The following is a 17,433-nucleotide window of genomic DNA, read 5'->3' on the forward strand; positions in this document are numbered from 1 at the left end:
AGTGTTAGCCCTTCATATCCCGCAATCGTCGGCTTAGCCAGATACCGTGGTGCGGGCGCTGACGCCATGCAACAGAAGAAATGGTGTGCATAGTGTTCAGATGACCCAAAATGCGCTGCAGATGCTGTTCCAGAGTGCTTAACGGACCGTGGGATAGCATCTCCGGTGATTCGAGAATATTCACATCGCCGGAGCTTCCCGGCCCGTCATATTCCAGCCGCTGCTGACAGCGCTGAATTGCAATTTCACAGGACTCCAGATACCGCTGCGCCAAATCCGGCGTCAACATTGTGTGTTCTCGTGCCAGCGTGGTCATCGCGTTGATATGCTCGACGATGAACTGGCTGTGCGTGACCCACAGTTTCATATCGGCCAGGTAATGCGAATTAAATCCTGGCTCCTGCATCGCTTGGTTGAGTGAGTTAAACAGTGTGTTATGTGCCTGATTGACCCGCATACGCTGATACGCGAGCGGTGTTGCCTGCGGATCGTTGCTGAGGATCAGGCGAATGGCTTCCTGATCGGATTCCAGCGCATCGTGGGCGTTTTTGCGCAGCAGGCCGCTCTGCCACTGCGGCCACAGCCAGAGTGTGCCGCCAAAGGCAATCAAACAGCCCAGCACCGTATCGACAAAGCGCGGCACGATAAACTGCTCCCCGTTCAGCGTCAGCAACTGCAGGGTATATACCGCCGTGACTGTAAAGCCGACGGTGGCCCAGCCGTAGTTTTTGCGCATGATCAGATAACTGCCGAGGGTGATGACCAGCATGGCCGCCAGCGTAAATCCTTCCGGAATATGAAAGTGCAACGTGACGCCAGCAATCACCAGCCCGACGAGCGTACCTACCGAACGATGCAAAATACGTACCCGCGTTGCACCGTAGCCGTTTTGCGTGACGAACAGGACCGTCATCAGGATCCAGTAAGGTTTTGGCAGGTGTAAGGCGCTGCCCATCAGGCTGGCGATGCTCAACATGACGCTGATGCGTCCGGCATTACGCAGCGCCGGGGATTTCAACGACAGATAGTTTTTCAGGGCAGGGAGCAACGGCAATCGGCGCTGTTTGTCGGCCATCAAATCTCGGGCGTACAGTGGACGCTGAGTGCGTAGCACGCGGGCAATACGGCTAAAGTGCCAGTAGCAAAACTGCCCGACCGGGTTGTCCGGATGCTGGTTAGCAATTTTCTCCAGCGTGCCAATCTGTTTCTCCATGGAAAAACGCGTAGGCAAGCGATGATACAGAATGTCATCTGCCAGCACGCGCAGGCGGGCGGCGACGGTGCGCGCGTTCCAGCGAATCACCTGCTCCGCGTGGCTACGCTCGACCAGCTTTTGCACCTCTTCCGGTTGATGCAGGCTAACGGAAATATGTTCCTGCAAATCCAGTGCTTCCTGAAAGGACCGCAGCAGGCGTTTGTACTCGTTATTGCGATGCGCCGAAAGCATGTGCATTTGCTGATAACACTGGGTGATCAGATCCACGGCTTTTTGCTGGCGAACCAGCAGCGGGGGTAACGCTTTTTCGGGATCGACGTGCTGGGTTAGCAGGCTATATTTTGCTTCACAATAATCGGCCAGTTCGCGGTACAACAAGCTGAGCGATTCCCGCAGCGGCTGTTCACGCCACAGCCAAAACCAGAACCAGTTGAACGCGCCGTACCACAACGTACCCAGCGCATAGATCAGCAGCGGCTCCCAGATGGGCATATTCCCGGCCAGACTTAGCGTGAAAATCGCCGCGATCAGTGAGGCTGGCAGTAATCGAGCATGCAGAGGGCCCAGCTCTGCGGTTACGCCGAGAACCAGTGTCAGGCCGGTGAGGATTAGCGGAAGCGGTATGGTCTGCGCCAGCAGCAACTGCATGATCAGGCTGCACCCGGCAAACAGCGACGCGCCAATAACTAAGCGTTTGAAAAAGCGCTTATGCGGGGTATCAAGACCGGCAATGTTACAGCAGGCAGGGACGAGGGAGAAAAGCAGCCCCAGATGAAGCTGACCGATGATAAGACCGACAGCCACGGGCAAACACAGCACCAGGGTTTGTCGTAGTGCGTAGTTGATCTCGGGGTGATAAATCAGTCTTCGCCACATCGGTGTAAACAAGAATGGCGCATTACCCGGTAACGCGCCATTTCGATGAGGTTAACGCGTGCCGTAGACGACGATCGTCTTACCGTGCGCGGAGATCAGGTTCTGATCTTCCAGCATCTTCAGGATACGACCAACAGTTTCACGGGAACAGCCAACGATCTGGCCAATTTCCTGACGGGTGATTTTGATCTGCATGCCATCCGGGTGGGTCATAGCGTCAGGTTGCTTCGCCAGGTTCAACAGGGTCTGGGCGATACGACCAGTGACATCCAGGAAGGCAAGGTTGCCCACTTTTTCGGACGTTACCTGCAGACGACGAGCCATCTGGGAAGACAGGCGCATCAGAATATCCGGGTTAACCTGGATTAATTGACGAAATTTTTTGTATGAAATTTCAGCGACTTCACATGCGGTTTTGGCACGTACCCAGGCGCTACGTTCCTGGCCTTCTTCAAACAGGCCTAATTCACCAATGAAATCGCCCTGATTCAGATAAGAGAGGATCATTTCTTTCCCTTCTTCATCTTTGATCAGCACTGCCACTGAGCCTTTAACGATGTAATACAACGTTTCCGCTTTTTCACCCTGGTGAATCAGCGTGCTCTTCGATGGGTACTTATGAATATGGCAATGAGACAAGAACCATTCGAGAGTCGGGTCTGTTTGCGGTTTGCCAAGCACCATGCGCGGTTATCCTCTGTTATAAGCTGTCTCCAGAGCCAGAAAACGACGCTGCCTCTGGGGTTGCAAAAATATGTTTCCCGCTACCTGGGAAAGGGGCTGCTAAAAAGTGAACTGCAGCCTGTAATGTGATGTCCTCTGCATACATGCAGTACGTCTATGTAATACTGTAGCATCCTGACTGTTTTAGCATAGCTTTCGCCGTGTGTCTCCTGGTGTCTCGCTTCAGCATGATGCAGGTCGCCTTCCGTTGCGAGAATTGTTATGTACGCGTAATCTGTCAGGAAAATTGAAACATTGGAGTTACGAAATATGCAAGCGCGTGTAAAGTGGGTTGAGGGGTTAACCTTCCTCGGTGAGTCCGCCTCTGGCCACCAAATCTTGATGGACGGTAACTCTGGTGATAAAGCGCCGAGCCCGATGGAAATGGTGCTAATGGCTGCGGGTGGCTGTAGTGCGATTGATGTGGTGTCGATCCTGCAAAAGGGTCGTCAGGATGTGACCAACTGCGAAGTGAAACTCACTTCCGAACGTCGTGAAGAAGCGCCGCGTCTGTTTACCCATATTAATCTGCATTTCATCGTCACCGGTAACGATCTAAAAGACGCGTCAGTGTCCCGCGCAGTAGACCTCTCGGCGGAGAAGTATTGTTCCGTGGCGTTGATGCTAGAAAAAGCGGTGAATATTACCCATTCCTATGAAGTGATTGCGGCGTAATTTCTAATGCCGGATGAGCCTAGCGCTATCCGGCACAAACACCGCTTACTCTATTTTCTTCCCTTCCATCAGCCGTTGGACCAGCGGCAGCATGATCAGCTCCATTGCCAGCCCCATTTTGCCACCCGGCACCACTAATGTATTGATGTGAGAAATGAATGAGCCCTGCAGCATAGCCAGTAGCCAGGGAAAGTCGATACCTTCCAGATTACGAAAATGGATAACAACAAAGCTTTCATCCAATGACGGAATGCTTTTTGCTGCAAAAGGGTTAGAGGTGTCGACCGTCGGTACGCGCTGGAAGTTAATATGCGTGCGGGAAAACTGCGGGGTGATGTAATTGATGTAATCGTCCATTGAGCGCACGACTGAGTCCATTACCGCTTCGCGGGAGTGACCGCGCTCGCTGGTATCGCGGGTTAGTTTCTGGATCCACTCCAGGTTGACGATTGGCACCACCCCGACCAATAGATCGACATGCCGCGCCACATTTTGTTGCGGGGTTACTACACCGCCGTGCAAGCCTTCATAGAACAGCACGTCCGTCGGTTCAGGAAGAGGCTGCCAGGGGGTAAATGTGCCCGGAACCTGATTCCACGGAACGGCTTCATCATACGTGTGCAGATATTTTCGTGACTGGCCTTTGCCCGACTGACCGTACTCGATGAAGGTGTGTTCCAGCAGGCTGAAATCGTTGGCTTCGGGGCCGAAATAGCTGATGTGTCGCCCGGCGTCACGCGCTTTGCGGATCGCCATGTCCATCTCAGGACGGGTATAGCGGTGAAAACTGTCGCCTTCCACCTCGGCAGCGCGCAGATTTAACTGCGAGAAAATTTTACGAAACGCGAGGCTGGTGGTGGTGGTCCCCGCGCCGCTGGATCCTGTTACCGCAATCACCGGATGTTTGGCAGACATAACAACTCCATAAATAGGTTGGTTTTTTATTATAGTCAGCCGTCGACAACCGATTATTCGCGAAACTGTTTCTGCGGCATAATGTTGACCGTTTCATGCAGTTCTGACCATACCAGGATGGCTTCGCCAGATTGTAACTGGCGTCTGACGTCGGCGACTTTTTGTTCGAGTGAACGTTCATGTTCACCATAATCGGTGCCTTCACGCAAGACAAAGCTTTCAATCAGATTGTCCAGCGCTTCAGGGGATAAGTCCTGCCAGGGGATCTGCATGATTATGCCTCCAGATACGTTGTCAGCCAGTCGGGGATACGCGATTCCAGCCACATCTCGGGGCGGCGCAGCGTGCCGCCAATAAACCCAACGTGACCACCGTGCTCGGTTAACTGATATTCCACCTGCGAGGGCAGGTTTTCCGGTTTGGGGATCACATGGTGGTCCATAAACGGATCGTCCTTGGCGTGGATAATCAGCGTTGGTTTGGCGATCCGATTGAGCAACGGCATAGCGCTACACTGACGATAATAGTCTATCGCGTCGGCGAAACCGTGAATTTTTGCAGTAATCAGATCGTCAAAATCGCGAATGCGGCGCAGGGATTTCAACTGGGCCAGGCTTACCGGCAGCGAACCCGGATACGCCTCAAGCTTACGCGAGGCATTGGCTTTCAACAGATTGAGCAGGTAGCGCTGATAGACACGGGAGAAACCTTTCTCCATATGATAACTACAGGCTTCCAGTACGAAAGGCGCAGAGACAATAACTGCGGCATCAATTGGAATGTCGTTGCCTTCTTTTGCCAGCAGGCAGGCCAGCATGTTGCCGCCGAGCGAATAGCCGACCGCTGCGGTCGGCACGCGGCCGAATTCACATTCCAGCCAGTGTAAAAACCAGGTGCCGTCTTCGGTCTCGCCGGAGTGATAAATGCGGTTCAGGCGATTCGGTTCACCGCTGCAGCCGCGAAAATGCATCACCACGCCTAACCAGCCGCGCTTTTGCGCCGCCTCAATCAGTCCGTGGGCGTACGGGCTGTTCAGGCTACCTTCCAGACCGTGAAAAACGACCAGACGCGGTTTGTGCTTCGCCTGCTGCGGATCTTCACTCCATGCCAGATCGACAAAGTCACCGTCGGGTAATTCCAATCGCTGCCAGTGGGCGTCGAACTTCACCTTACGGCGAATTAAACGCGGCAGCATGGTTTGCAGATGTCGATTACCGATCCCGCGCATCGGGCGGAATTCTCGTGAATCATCGGCGGGTAGGGTTACTTCTGTAGGAGTGATTTCAACCATAACACCAGAGCAATTAATAATCGGAAAGAGCAACTATACCGCGCATGGAGCCTGCGGGTTAGCCAATATGTGATTTTGTGCTTATTCGGCCAGCAGGTTACGTGAGAAAAGATGAATTTCCACGCCCGGTTTACGTCGCCACAGGCGGGCTTTTCGCGTGCCTGTCGCCATACTTTCACCGGTATCTTCAAACATACCTGATGCTTCAAAGCGGCGGATCAGGCTTTTGCGCTGAATCGACTGGCCGAGGATAACTTCAGTAGCTTCCTGTAGCTGACCATGGGTAAAGGTATCCGGTAAACAGTAAACGGGTAGTAAAGAATACATCGTTTTTTGCCGCAAGCGGTGCAGGGCGGCTTCAATGATGTTTTGGTGATCGAAGGCCAGCGGATAGTCGGCAAGCTTATCAACGGGGACCCAGCGGGCATCGCTGACGCTGGCGATATGCGGCTCGCAGTCCACCCAAGCGATAAGCGCAAACCAGGTGACCGTCAGACTCCAGCCGCGCGGGTCACGATCTGGTCCGGAAAATGTGTCCAACTGTTCCAGCCACGAAGGTGAAACACCAGTTTTTTCAGTGAGTTTTCGTAGCGCTGTGGCGCGCGTGGAATCATCGTGTGTCATATCGATAAAGCCGCCGGGTAATCCCCAACGTCCTTTTTGCGGCTGGTTTGCCCGTTCGACTAGCAACACGCAGAGAGCCTGTTGATGCAGGGTAAATAACACGCTATCTACCGTCACCAGCGGAGAGGGAAAGCGGCGGGCATCATACTGATTCAGGTAGTCGGCTTCGGTGGTCATAAGGTACTCACGATGATATGTAACGCCGCCAAGTGTACCAGCCCGGCACCGGGGGGCAAGATGCGTTTTTTTCTCTTTGATTATCAATAGATTATTACCATATTCAAAAAGAATGCATTCTTTGCTTGCTTAATATGTGTCTTAAGGACATTATTAATTGTGTCGAAGGGACATAATTAAAAGAGGAAGCGAGATGAGCGTAAAATTAGCATTAACTCTGGATGACCGGGCTTACGCCATTACCAGCGGCATTTTTCCTGATGGGGCCGTCTGGTTAAAAGTCACCGATGCGTTGCCATCCTTCGCTCGTCTGATGCGCATTCGCGCCACGGCGATGCGCGACATGAATGATTTTATGCTGCTGGCGCAGTTGGTGGAGGCGGTGCGTCATCAAACCGATGTACTGGTCAGCCATCTTGAACTTCCTTGGCTGCCGTGGGCGCGACAGGACCGACATATGGTTGCGGGCGACAGCTTTGCGCTGAAGGTCTTTGCCCGTCAGCTAAATACGCTGCAGTTCGACAAGGTGAAAGTGCTTGATCCACACAGTGACGCGGCTGCGGCGGCAATAGATAATTTTGTCTCGCTTCCACAGGACGTCTGCCTGCTGCAAAGTACGACATTGCAGCTCCAGTTTACGAAAAATGCGCTGATGCTGGTGGCCCCCGATGCTGGCGCGTTGAAGAAAATTGATGCTGTTGCCAGAGCCGCAGGGGTTGCAGAGTACGCCATTCTGAGCAAAAAACGCGATGTTGCAAGCGGTAACCTGACGGGTTTTACGCTGGTGGCCGGTGACGTTAAGGGGCGGGATGTGCTGATTGTCGACGACCTGTGTGACGCAGGCGGTACGTTCATTGGCTCTGCGCAGGTATTGCGTGATGCTGGTGCCCGCAGCGTTAGTCTGTACGTCACCCATGGGATCTTTTCTAAGGGCGTTGAGCACCTGTTTGCTAACGGTATTGACGCCATCTACACCACCACGTCGTTAGCGGCCTCTACGTTGGCCCATCCGCAGCTTGAACTTATCGATATTGACGCGATTTACCGCGCCTGAGGGAGACTCTTGTTATGAAAATGAATCCAATTTTAGCTATTGACGGCTACAAAGTGTCTCACCGCGTGCAGTATCCGCAGGGCACTAGCCGGGTCTATTCCAACTTTACTCCGCGCAGTGATCGCTTTTTCTCGTCACCGCTGCCAGATGGCAAGCTGGTGTTCTTTGGCTTGCAGGGCTTTTTGCAGTGGTTTCTGGTTGATCTGTTTAACGAGGCGTTCTTTGCCCGACCGCAGGAAGAGGTGGTCAGTGAGTACAAGCAGGTGATGGACGGTTATCTGGGAAAAGACTCAGTAGCGGTCGATCATATTCGTGCGCTGCATCAACTGGGTTATCTGCCGTTGCATATTAAGGCGCTGGACGAAGGCAGCAAAGTGCCAATGGCGGTGCCAGTATTAACCATCATCAACACCCAACCAGAGTTTTTCTGGCTGGTGAATTACCTTGAGACGGTGCTGTCGGCGGAGCTGTGGAAAGCGTCCACCAATGCGACAATTGCCCACCACTACCGCAAAATTTGCACGCATTGGGCAGAAAAAACCTGCAGCGATATGACGCACCTTGATTTCCAGTGTCATGACTTTTCGTTTCGTGGCATGTCCGGATTGCAGGACACCATGCAGGCGGGTAGCGGGCATTTATTGAGCTTTAAAGGCACCGACAGTATTCCCTCTCTGTTGTACACCCGTGATTACTACACCGACGGTGAGGCGTATTTTATCGGCGCCAGTATTCCTGCCACCGAGCACAGCGTGATGTGTATGGGCGAGCGTGAACACGAGATCGAGACTTTCCGCCGTCTGATTGTCGATCTCTATCCGCAGGGATTTGTGTCGATAGTCTCCGATACCTGGGACTACTGGCAGGTGCTGACGGAATATACTCGTGAACTGAAGGGCCTCATTCTGGCGCGTGAGGGGCGGGTGGTATTCCGCCCGGACAGCGGCAATCCGGTTGATATTCTGTGCGGCACCGGTGCGGATGATGATAGCCGTGCCGATCGCACTCCGCAGGAGAAAGGGTCCGTGGAGGTGCTGTGGGAGATTTTTGGCGGCACGGTTAATGCCAAAGGCTATAAGGTTCTCGATCCGCACGTTGGGCTGATTTATGGCGATTCGATTACGCTGGAGCGAGCGAATGAGATCCTGCGCCGCCTGGAGGCCAAAGGATTTGCCAGCTCAAACGTGGTGTTCGGGGTGGGATCGTTTACCTATCAGTACAACACGCGTGATACCTTTGGCTTCGCGATGAAGGCGACCTGGGGAGAAGTGAAAGGCAAAGGCCGGACCATCTTTAAAGAGCCAAAAACCGATAATGGCCTGAAGCGTTCTGCCCGTGGTCTGTTGCGCGTTGTGTGTGATGAACAAGGCGAGTTACGTCTGCATGATGAACAAAGCTGGGCGCAGGAGCAGGAAGGCGAGCTGAAAACCCGTTTTCTCAACGGTAAGCTTTTAAACCGCGAGCACTTTGAAGACATCCGCCAGCGTCTGGCGGCACAACATTGATTCAAAAGAAAAAATGCTGGATGCGGTGTTTAGCATCGCATCCGGCAATCACGTTTACTCCGCCAGCATTTGCTCAAGCTGTTCTTGGGCGTCCAGCCAGGCCATTTCACACTCCTCCAGCCCCGACTTCGCACTGGCCTGCTGCTGCAGGCACGCGGTCAGCTCGGCTTTGCGGCTTTGGTCGTACAGTTCGCTGTCACCGAGTTTCTCTTCCGCCTGCGCCAGCTGTGCGTGCAGTTTCTCCATCTCTTTTTCCAGACGGGTAATCTCTTTACGCAGCGGCTGGGTCAGGGTGCGCAGTTCAGCTTCGCGGCGTTTCTGATCTTTACGTGCCTGGGCGCTGTTGACGCTCTCTTTGACCGGCTCGTCGCTCTGGCTTTCCTGCTTCTGTACGTCGCTCAGCCATTGCTGATAATCCTCCAGATCGCCATCGAACGGTTCGACCTTCTTGTCGTGCACCAGGTAGAGATCATCGGTGGTGGAGCGAATCAGGTGACGGTCGTGCGACACCACCACCAGTGCGCCTTCGAAATCGATTAACGCCTCGGTCAGCGCCTGACGCATGTCAAGATCCAGGTGGTTGGTCGGTTCATCGAGCAGCAACAGATTCGGCCGCTGCCAGACGATCAGCGCCAGCACCAGTCGCGCCTTTTCACCACCAGAGAAGCGGGCGGTCTGTTCGGTGACTTTGTCACCCTGGAAGCCGAAGCCGCCAAGGTAATCACGCAGTTTCTGTTCTAACTCCTGCGGTGCCATGCGGGCCAGATGCTGAATCGGCGATTCATCTGCGCGTAAAAATTCCAGCTGATGCTGGGCGAAGTAACCGAGCTTAATGCCTTTCGCCAGACCGATTTCGCCGCTAATCGGAGCCAACTCTCCTGCCAGCAGTTTAATCAGCGTGGATTTACCCGCACCGTTGCGCCCTAACAGGCCGATGCGCGAACCCGGCACCAGGTTCAGCTTAATGGAGTCGAGAATAATGTTATCGCCATAGCCCGCGCTGACTTTTTCCATTTTCAGCAGCGGGTTAGGCAGGCTTTCGGGGACACGGAAGCTGAAGTGGAACGGGTTATCAACGTGGGCCGGAGCGATAAGCTCCATACGTTCGAGCATCTTGATGCGGCTCTGTGCCTGCTTGGCTTTGGTGGCCTGCGCCCGGAAACGGTCGATATAGCTTTGCAGGTGCGCCACACGCTCCTGCTGGCTTTCATACATCGCCTGTTGTTGTGCAAGACGAGTGGATCGCTGCACTTCAAATGCGCTGTAGTTGCCGGTGTACTCAAACATTGTTTGCTGTTCGATATGAATAATTTTGTCCACGACCGGATCGAGGAAGTCACGGTCGTGGGAGATCAGGATCAGCGTACCCTGGTAGCTTTTCAGCCATCTTTCCAGCCAGATAACGGCGTCGAGATCGAGGTGGTTGGTCGGTTCATCGAGCAGCAGCAAATCTGAACGGCAAATCAGCGCCTGGGCCAGGTTGAGACGCATGCGCCAACCGCCGGAGAAATCGCTGACGGGACGCTCGAGCTGTTCGTTAGAGAAACCGAGTCCGTGCAGCAGACTGGCAGCACGTGAGCGCACGGTCCAGGCGTCAATGGCATCCAGTTTGCCGTGCACGGTGGCAATCGCATGTCCATCGTTACGTTCGTTGGCATCGTTCAACTGTGCTTCCAACTGACGATATTCGCGGTCGCCGTCAATGACGTACTCAAGCGCAGGCTGGGCAAGTGCGGGCGTTTCCTGATTCACCCAGGCGAGTTGCCAGTTTCCAGGGTACGTAAATCCTCCCGCGTCGGCGCTGATTTCATTTTTCAGCAATGCCAGCAGGGTAGATTTACCGCAGCCATTTTTACCCACCAGACCGACTTTCTGGCCTGGATTAATGGTGGCCGTGGCATTTTCCAGCAAGACGCGTACGCCGCGGCGAATTTGTAACGAGGAGAAAACAATCATAAGGCGCCGTATGTTCAGACTATGTTAATTTATCATTATGATAATGTAATGTGTGGGCGGTTTGCCGCACCGAGGCGCAATGGTAGCCCAAAACGTCGAAAATAGACAAAGACATAACCGGGAGGGGGATGATGTTCCAGCCAGCGAAAGTTTTGCTGCTGTATGCCCATCCGGAATCTCAGGACTCGGTCGCGAATCGGGTTCTGCTTAAACCGGCCATGCAGCTCAGTAATGTTACCGTGCACGATCTTTACGCGCACTATCCCGATTTTTTTATCGACATCCAGTATGAGCAGGCACTGCTGCGTGACCATGATGTGATTGTTTTTCAACATCCGCTTTATACCTATAGCTGTCCGGCGTTGCTCAAAGAGTGGTTTGATCGCGTGCTGAGTCGTGGATTCGCCAGTGGGATGGGGGGGAATCAGCTGGCGGGAAAGTACTGGCGGAGCGTCATCACCACCGGTGAACCCGAAAGCGCGTACCGTTATGACGCACTGAACCGCTATCCGATGAGCGATGTGCTGCGCCCCTTTGAGCTGACGGCTGGTATGTGTCGAATGCACTGGATGAGTCCCATCATCGTTTACTGGGCCAGACGGCAAACGAAGCAGGAACTGGATAGCCATGCCAAAGCGTATGGTGAGTGGCTGGCAAATCCAATCCCTGTGGGAGGCCGCTGATGGAAGGTTCTGATTTATTGACTGCGGGAGTGCTGTTCCTCTTCGCGGCGGTTGCGGCGGTGCCGCTGGCGTCAAAACTGGGCATCGGCCCAGTATTAGGGTATTTGCTGGCGGGGATTGCGATTGGCCCGTGGGGATTAGGGTTCATCAGCGATGTAGATGAAATTCTGCACTTTTCCGAGCTGGGTGTGGTCTTTCTGATGTTCATCATTGGGCTGGAGCTTAACCCGGCCAAACTGTGGCAACTGCGGCGCTCTATCTTTGGTGTCGGTGCTGCGCAGGTGATGCTCAGTGCGGTGATTCTTGCCGGATTGCTGATGCTGACGAATTTTTCCTGGCAGGCGGCAGTTGTGGGCGGTATTGGTCTGGCGATGTCATCGACGGCAATGGCGTTACAGTTGATGCGAGAAAAGGGGATGAATCGCAGTGAATCCGGACAGCTGGGTTTTTCGGTATTGCTGTTTCAGGATCTGGCAGTCATTCCCGCGTTGGCGCTGGTGCCGTTATTGGCCGGTTCGGCTGATGAGCATTTTGACTGGATCAAAGTCGGTATAAAAGTGCTGGCCTTTGCTGGCATGTTGATTGGCGGACGGTACTTGCTGCGGCCTGTTTTTCGCTTTATTGCAAGCTCTGGCGTGCGGGAGGTTTTCACTGCCGCCACGCTGTTGCTGGTACTCGGTTCTGCTTTATTTATGGACGCGCTGGGGCTGTCGATGGCGCTTGGGACGTTTATCGCAGGCGTATTGCTGGCGGAAAGCGAATATCGACATGAACTGGAAACGGCAATCGATCCCTTTAAGGGGCTGCTGCTGGGGTTATTCTTTATTTCTGTCGGGATGTCGCTCAATCTTGGCGTGCTGTATACCCATATTCTGTGGGTGGTGGTGAGTGTTATTGTGCTGGTGGCCGTTAAAACTCTGGTGCTGTATGTGCTGGCGCGGCTTAACGGCATGAGAAGTTCTGAACGAATGCAGTTTGCTGGGGTATTAAGTCAGGGCGGTGAATTTGCGTTTGTGCTGTTTTCAACGGCATCCTCACAGCGACTGTTTCAGGGTGATCAAATGGCGCTGCTGCTGGTGACCGTCACGCTGTCGATGATGACCACGCCACTGTTGATGAAGCTGATTGATAAATGGCTCTCCCGCGAGATTAACGGCCCGGATGAAGAAGATGAAAAGCCCTGGGTGGAAGACGATAAGCCGCAGGTGATCGTGGTGGGTTTTGGCCGCTTTGGTCAGGTCATTGGCCGTTTGTTGATGGCGAATAAAATGCGCATTACCGTACTGGAGCGGGATATCAGCGCGGTTAACCTGATGCGTAAATACGGCTATAAGGTGTATTACGGCGATGCCACGCAGGTGGAGCTTTTACGTTCAGCTGGCGCAGAAGCAGCCCAATCGATAGTCATTACCTGTAACGAACCGGAAGATACGATGAAGTTGGTGGAATTGTGCCAACAGCATTTTCCGCATTTGCATATTCTTGCGCGCGCGCGCGGACGTGTAGAGGCGCATGAGTTATTACAGGCTGGTGTGACGCAGTTTTCTCGCGAAACCTTCTCCAGTGCGCTGGAGTTGGGGCGAAAAACGCTGGTGTCGTTAGGGATGCACCCGCACCAGGCGCAGCGTGCCCAGCTGCATTTTCGTCGGCTGGACATGAGCATGTTGCGGGAGCTGATCCCTATCCACACCGATACGGTACAAATCTCTCGTGCCCGGGAAGCCAGGCGCGAGCTGGAAGAGATTTTCCAGCGTGAAATGCAGCGAGAGCGACGTCAGTTGGATGGCTGGGATGAATTTGAGTAGAGGATAACCATGGCAATACGTAAACGTTTTATTGCAGGCGCTAAATGTCCATCCTGCCAGGCACAGGATTCACTGGCGATGTGGCGCGAAAATAATATCGATATTGTTGAGTGTGTTAAGTGTGGCCACCAGATGCGGGAAGCGGATAAAGAAGCCCGCGAGCACGTTCGCAAAGAAGAGCAAGTGATAGGGATTTTTCATCCGGACTAGCGATATGCCGCAGCTTTTTTTAAGCTAGAGGGTACACGGGTGCAGAATTCCGCTACAATCTGCGCCACTATTCTTTCCATGCTCAGGAGATATCATGAAAGTAGCAAAGGACCTGGTGGTCAGCCTGGCCTATCAGGTACGTACAGAAGACGGTGTGTTGGTTGATGAGTCTCCGGTGAGTGCACCGCTGGACTACCTGCATGGTCACGGTTCCCTGATTTCTGGCCTGGAAACAGCGCTGGACGGTCATGAAGTTGGCGATAAATTCGATGTTGCTGTTGGCGCAAACGACGCTTACGGTCAGTATGACGAAAACCTGGTGCAGCGCGTGCCGAAAGACGTCTTCATGGGCGTTGACGAATTGCAGGTTGGCATGCGTTTCCTGGCTGAAACTGACCAGGGTCCAGTACCGGTAGAAATTACCGAAGTGGAAGACGAGCACGTTGTGGTTGACGGTAACCACATGCTGGCTGGCCAGAATCTGAAATTCAACGTGGAAGTTGTCGCTATCCGCGAAGCAACCGAAGAAGAACTGGCTCACGGCCACGTTCACGGCGCACACGGCCATGACCACGATCACGAACATGGTCACGATGGTTGCTGCGGCGGTCACGGCCATGACCACGACCATGGTCATGAACACGGCGGCGAAGGCTGCTGCGGTGGCGGCGGTAAAGGCAAAGGTAACGGCGGCTGCGGTTGCCACTAAGAGTTTGTAATGCCTGATGGCGCACAGCTTTCAGGCTTACGGTAGGCCGGATAGGACGTTTACGTTGCCATCTGGCACAAAAAAAGCGGGGAAACCCCGCTTTTTTTACGTCTCAATAATGCGGCGGTGGCGTCTCTTCAGACTGCGACGCAATGTGGGATGGCTGCGTTGCTTTGAGCTTCTCCGTCAATAGACGCAGATGATCGCGCAGTTTGGCCATTTCCAGTTCGTGCGCGGTGACCGTCACGTTGAGTTCTTCAATGGTTATTTCCTGAAATGCCAGGCGGCTTTCCAGCTCAGCCAGGCGGGTTTCCAGCGTTGTATCCTGCATGATTCACCTCTTTTGTTATTGCCGGCAGATCGCGGACTGCGGCGAATTCTACTTAACTTTGCCTGTTTGCACAGCACCCATTCCTTCGTAACGAAACTAATTTAAACAAAAAGAGTCTGAAAAGTGGTGATAATAGGGCGTGCCTGTATGTTGATTTGTTCTGCAACGCTTTATAGTACATTTTTGTGTTAGCTAACCCTGGGGTGAGATGCCCCGGCCCTGGAGAGATGGATGAAATCACTGTTTAAAGTAACGCTGCTGGCGACCACGATGGCCGTAGCTCTGCATGCCCCGATCACCTTCGCTGCCGATGCTGCGAAACCAGCCGCTACTGCTGACAGCAAAGCTGCATTCAAAAATGACGACCAAAAATCTGCTTACGCGCTGGGCGCGTCTCTGGGTCGTTACATGGAAAATTCCCTGAAAGAACAGGAAAAACTGGGCATCAAACTGGATAAAGACCAGCTGATCGCAGGCGTTCAGGATGCGTTTGCAGATAAGAGCAAACTGTCCGACCAGGAAATCGAACAAACTCTGCAGGCGTTTGAAGCGCGCGTGAAGACCTCCGCCCAGGCGAAAATGGAAAAAGACGCGGCTGACAACGAAGCCAAAGGTAAAGTGTACCGCGAGAAGTTTTCTAAAGAGAAAGGGGTTAAAACCTCTTCTACTGGCCTGGTCTACAAAGTAGAGAAAGAAGGTACCGGTGCAGTGCCGAAAGACAGCGATACTGTTGTGGTGAACTACAAAGGTACGCTGATCGATGGTAAAGAGTTTGATAACTCCTACACCCGTGGTGAGCCGCTCTCCTTCCGTCTTGATGGTGTTATCCCTGGCTGGACCGAAGGCCTGAAAAACATCAAGAAAGGCGGCAAAATCCAGCTGGTTATTCCACCAGATCTGGCTTACGGAAAAACCGGCGTTCCGGGGATCCCCGCTAACTCCACACTGGTCTTTGATGTTGAGCTGTTAGATATCAAACCGGCTCCGAAAGCGGATGCGCAGCCAGATGCTGTACCGGCTGATAAAGCTGCAGACAGCAGCAAAAAGTAAGCGAACAGAAACCGCCGCCCTCAGGGCGGCGGTTTTTTATTATCGACAGGATATAATTAATACTGGAAAGCGCCTTGTGCGCTGTATTACTTTAGATGCCCCTAATAGTGATGAGCCTGCCCTGACAACATAACGACAGGCTCCTGAAAAGGAGTGCTTTTTTTCATGTCCAGGTCGCTTTTAACCAACGAAACCAGTGAGCTAGATTTGCTGGATCAACGTCCTTTTGATCAAACTGACTTCGATATCCTTAAATCCTACGAAGCGGTAGTGGACGGGTTGGCGATGCTCATTGGTTCCCATTGTGAAATCGTATTGCACTCTTTGCAGGATTTGAAATGCTCGGCTATTCGCATAGCTAACGGTGAACACACGGGCCGTAAAATCGGCTCACCGATTACCGATCTGGCATTGCGCATGCTGCATGATATGACGGGTGCGGATAGCAGCGTGTCGAAGTGTTACTTCACACGTGCGAAAAGCGGTGTCTTGATGAAGTCGGTGACGATTGCCATTCGCAACCGTGAGCATCGCGTAATTGGTCTGCTGTGCATCAACATGAACCTTGATGTTCCTTTTTCGCAGATAATGAATACATTTATCCCGCCGGAAACGCCGGAAGTGGGTTCTGCCGTGAACTTTGCCTCATCAGTGGAAGATCTGGTTACCCAGACGCTGGAGTTCACGATTGAAGAAGTGAATGCCGATCGTAACGTCTCCAACAATGCGAAGAATCGTCAGATCGTCCTGAATCTGTATGAGAAAGGTATCTTCGATATCAAAGATGCCATTAACCAGGTCGCTGACCGTCTGAACATCTCCAAGCACACGGTCTACCTCTATATTCGCCAGTTCAAAAGCGGCGATTTCCAGGGGCAAGACAAGTAATGCGCTTTGCTATCGTCGTGACTGGTCCTGCTTATGGCACACAGCAGGCGAGCAGCGCGTTGCAATTTGCCCACGCATTGATTGAAGAAGGTCATGAGTTAAGCAGCGTCTTCTTCTATCGGGAAGGCGTGTATAACGCCAACCTTCTGACGTCGCCCGCCAGTGATGAATTTGATCTGGTGCGCGCCTGGCAACAGCTTAACCAGCATCACGGTGTGGAGCTAAATATCTGCGTGGCGGCGGCACTACGCCGCGGCGTTGTTGATGAAACTGAAGCAAAGAGGCTGGGATTGGCTGGGGCTAATTTACAATCAGGTTTTACGCTTAGTGGACTGGGAGCGCTGGCTGAGGCATCCCTGACGTGCGATCGCGTGGTGCAATTCTAATGAAACGTGTTGCTTTTGTCTTTTCCACCGTGCCGCACGGGAGCGCATCGGGCCGCGAAGGGCTGGATGCACTGCTGGCAACATCAGCACTAACAGAAGATCTCGGCGTCTTTTTTATCGGAGATGGTGTATTCCAGATCCTGGCGGAGCAAAAACCCGATCTGGTCCTCGCGCGAGATTATATTGCGACCTTCAAACTGTTGGGGCTGTACGATATAGAGCAATGCTGGATGTGTGCCGCTTCATTGCGCGAACGTGGCCTTGCTCAGAGCGTGAATTTTGTTGTCAATGCAACGGTACTTGAACCTGCAGACCTGCGCCGCGAGCTTGGCAACTATGACGTCATTATGAGGTTCTAA

At 53.2% G+C, this 17,433-nt stretch carries 18 protein-coding genes and 1 pseudogene; 11 read left to right on the forward strand and 8 right to left on the reverse strand.

Annotation, left to right across the window (positions count from 1 at the left end; genetic code table 11):
• Nucleotides 1–4 precede the first annotated feature (4 nt).
• The gene (locus E4Z61_RS18800; protein ID WP_135324077.1) at nt 5–2,092 is read right to left on the reverse strand and encodes a YccS/YhfK family putative transporter; all 2,088 of its coding nucleotides are present in this window, start codon (nt 2,090–2,092) and stop codon (nt 5–7) included.
• 51 nt (nt 2,093–2,143) lie between these two features.
• Nucleotides 2,144–2,776, reverse strand: coding sequence for a cAMP-activated global transcriptional regulator CRP (crp, locus tag E4Z61_RS18805; RefSeq protein ID WP_000242758.1), 633 nt, complete (start codon nt 2,774–2,776; stop codon nt 2,144–2,146).
• 309 nt (nt 2,777–3,085) lie between these two features.
• On the opposite strand from crp, the gene E4Z61_RS18810 reads away from it, so the two are divergent.
• The gene (locus E4Z61_RS18810) at nt 3,086–3,490 is read left to right on the forward strand and encodes an OsmC family protein (RefSeq protein WP_096759301.1); all 405 of its coding nucleotides are present in this window, start codon (nt 3,086–3,088) and stop codon (nt 3,488–3,490) included.
• A gap of 45 nt (nt 3,491–3,535) precedes the next feature.
• Here the strand turns inward: E4Z61_RS18810 and E4Z61_RS18815 are convergent, their stop codons facing one another.
• The 4 genes and pseudogenes from E4Z61_RS18815 to E4Z61_RS18830 all read right to left on the reverse strand — a co-directional run bounded on the left by E4Z61_RS18815 (nt 3,536) and on the right by E4Z61_RS18830 (nt 6,497).
• Nucleotides 3,536–4,405 carry a phosphoribulokinase gene (locus E4Z61_RS18815; protein WP_135324078.1) on the reverse strand — a complete coding sequence of 290 codons (870 nt, stop codon included), beginning with the start codon at nt 4,403–4,405 and terminating at the stop codon, nt 3,536–3,538.
• Between the two features lie 53 nt (nt 4,406–4,458).
• Complete coding sequence (locus E4Z61_RS18820; protein WP_135324079.1) at nt 4,459–4,677, reverse strand: YheU family protein; 219 nt, start codon at nt 4,675–4,677, stop codon at nt 4,459–4,461.
• Nucleotides 4,678–4,679: 2 nt separating this feature from the next.
• Nucleotides 4,680–5,742: pseudogene (locus tag E4Z61_RS18825) on the reverse strand (hydrolase).
• A gap of 35 nt (nt 5,743–5,777) precedes the next feature.
• Nucleotides 5,778–6,497 (reverse strand): NUDIX hydrolase, encoded by a 720-nt coding sequence (locus E4Z61_RS18830; RefSeq protein ID WP_135324081.1) that lies wholly within the window; start codon nt 6,495–6,497, stop codon nt 5,778–5,780.
• A 193-nt stretch (nt 6,498–6,690) separates the two neighbouring features.
• Between E4Z61_RS18830 and prs the strand changes: the two genes are divergently transcribed.
• A complete protein-coding gene (prs, locus tag E4Z61_RS18835) occupies nt 6,691–7,551 on the forward strand; it encodes a ribose-phosphate diphosphokinase (RefSeq protein ID WP_135324082.1) in 861 nt (286 codons plus the stop codon).
• Nucleotides 7,552–7,565: 14 nt separating this feature from the next.
• The gene (locus E4Z61_RS18840) at nt 7,566–9,056 is read left to right on the forward strand and encodes a nicotinate phosphoribosyltransferase (protein ID WP_135324083.1); all 1,491 of its coding nucleotides are present in this window, start codon (nt 7,566–7,568) and stop codon (nt 9,054–9,056) included.
• 54 nt (nt 9,057–9,110) lie between these two features.
• Here E4Z61_RS18840 and E4Z61_RS18845 read toward each other — a convergent pair whose 3' ends face one another.
• A complete protein-coding gene (locus E4Z61_RS18845) occupies nt 9,111–11,012 on the reverse strand; it encodes an ABC transporter ATP-binding protein (RefSeq protein WP_135324084.1) in 1,902 nt (633 codons plus the stop codon).
• 131 nt (nt 11,013–11,143) lie between these two features.
• Here E4Z61_RS18845 and kefG point away from each other — a divergent pair, with 131 nt between their 5' ends.
• The 4 genes from kefG (at nt 11,144) to slyD (ending at nt 14,419) form a co-directional block, all read left to right on the forward strand.
• Entirely contained in the window at nt 11,144–11,695 is a 552-nt protein-coding gene (kefG, locus tag E4Z61_RS18850) for a glutathione-regulated potassium-efflux system ancillary protein KefG (RefSeq protein WP_167817585.1), read from the forward strand.
• On the forward strand, nt 11,695–13,500 hold the full coding sequence (gene kefB / locus E4Z61_RS18855; RefSeq protein WP_135324086.1) for a glutathione-regulated potassium-efflux system protein KefB: 1,806 nt from the start codon (nt 11,695–11,697) through the stop codon (nt 13,498–13,500). Before kefG ends, kefB begins: the two co-directional genes overlap by 1 nt.
• 9 nt (nt 13,501–13,509) lie before the next feature.
• Nucleotides 13,510–13,710, forward strand: coding sequence for a YheV family putative zinc ribbon protein (locus E4Z61_RS18860; protein WP_005121675.1), 201 nt, complete (start codon nt 13,510–13,512; stop codon nt 13,708–13,710).
• 94 nt (nt 13,711–13,804) lie between these two features.
• Entirely contained in the window at nt 13,805–14,419 is a 615-nt protein-coding gene (gene slyD, locus E4Z61_RS18865) for a peptidylprolyl isomerase (RefSeq protein WP_135324087.1), read from the forward strand.
• Between the two features lie 112 nt (nt 14,420–14,531).
• Here the strand turns inward: slyD and E4Z61_RS18870 are convergent, their stop codons facing one another.
• A complete protein-coding gene (locus tag E4Z61_RS18870) occupies nt 14,532–14,750 on the reverse strand; it encodes a protein SlyX (RefSeq protein ID WP_038634770.1) in 219 nt (72 codons plus the stop codon).
• A gap of 231 nt (nt 14,751–14,981) precedes the next feature.
• Between E4Z61_RS18870 and fkpA the strand changes: the two genes are divergently transcribed.
• The 4 genes from fkpA (at nt 14,982) to tusC (ending at nt 17,433) form a co-directional block, all read left to right on the forward strand.
• Nucleotides 14,982–15,800: an FKBP-type peptidyl-prolyl cis-trans isomerase gene (gene fkpA / locus E4Z61_RS18875; RefSeq protein WP_135324088.1), complete on the forward strand. Its 819-nt coding sequence runs from the start codon at nt 14,982–14,984 to the stop codon at nt 15,798–15,800.
• Between the two features lie 165 nt (nt 15,801–15,965).
• Nucleotides 15,966–16,688, forward strand: a complete 723-nt coding sequence (locus tag E4Z61_RS18880) for a helix-turn-helix transcriptional regulator (protein ID WP_003023643.1) — start codon at nt 15,966–15,968, stop codon at nt 16,686–16,688.
• A complete protein-coding gene (gene tusD, locus E4Z61_RS18885) occupies nt 16,688–17,074 on the forward strand; it encodes a sulfurtransferase complex subunit TusD (RefSeq protein WP_135324089.1) in 387 nt (128 codons plus the stop codon). Before E4Z61_RS18880 ends, tusD begins: the two co-directional genes overlap by 1 nt.
• Nucleotides 17,074–17,433: a sulfurtransferase complex subunit TusC gene (tusC, locus tag E4Z61_RS18890; protein ID WP_135324090.1), complete on the forward strand. Its 360-nt coding sequence runs from the start codon at nt 17,074–17,076 to the stop codon at nt 17,431–17,433. The genes tusD and tusC overlap by 1 nt, the downstream gene beginning before the upstream one ends.

The sequence above is a fragment of the Citrobacter tructae genome (genome assembly GCF_004684345.1).
Lineage (GTDB): Bacteria > Pseudomonadota > Gammaproteobacteria > Enterobacterales > Enterobacteriaceae > Citrobacter > Citrobacter tructae.